Raw genomic sequence first — 412 nt, 5'->3', positions numbered from 1 at the left:
GGTTCTTTAAATTCYGTCGGTGGTGTAGCTACTGAGATCAATGCAGTCAATTATGTCTCTCCTAGAAGTTGGTTATCTACCTCGCATTTTGTTCTAGGATTCTTCTTATTCGTAGGTCATTTGTGGCACGCGGGAAGGGCTCGTGCAGCTGCAGCAGGCTTTGAAAAAGGAATTGATCGTGATTTKGAACCTGTTCTTTCCATGACCCCTCTTAATTGAGACARGRGATCCCAYGTTTGAAGTAKAAATTAATTTRATTCCATCAKACMYATTGGGATCAGGKYATACCTAAAAAGTATTCCTCTTTCTTTTTTTTTTTCAATTMATTTYGATCKMATTTCTTTTTTAGAATCTATTTTTTTATGSCTTGGCTAGGTGGGATAGCCGAGCCATTCCCTTTTATTTCTGTTAT

1 protein-coding gene is annotated in these 412 nt (G+C 38.0%); it reads left to right on the top strand.

The window, feature by feature from the left end:
- On the top strand, positions 1–219 hold a 219-nt coding region (locus tag EIZ48_RS31695; protein WP_205298664.1), incomplete at its 5' end, for a hypothetical protein.
- Positions 220–412 lie beyond the last annotated feature (193 nt).

Origin of the sequence: Photobacterium alginatilyticum, assembly GCF_009910675.1 — a bacterium.
Classification (GTDB): domain Bacteria; phylum Pseudomonadota; class Gammaproteobacteria; order Enterobacterales; family Vibrionaceae; genus Photobacterium; species Photobacterium alginatilyticum.
Note: the sequence above shows the minus strand (reverse complement) of the source record. Positions and strands in the feature narration are given on the sequence as shown.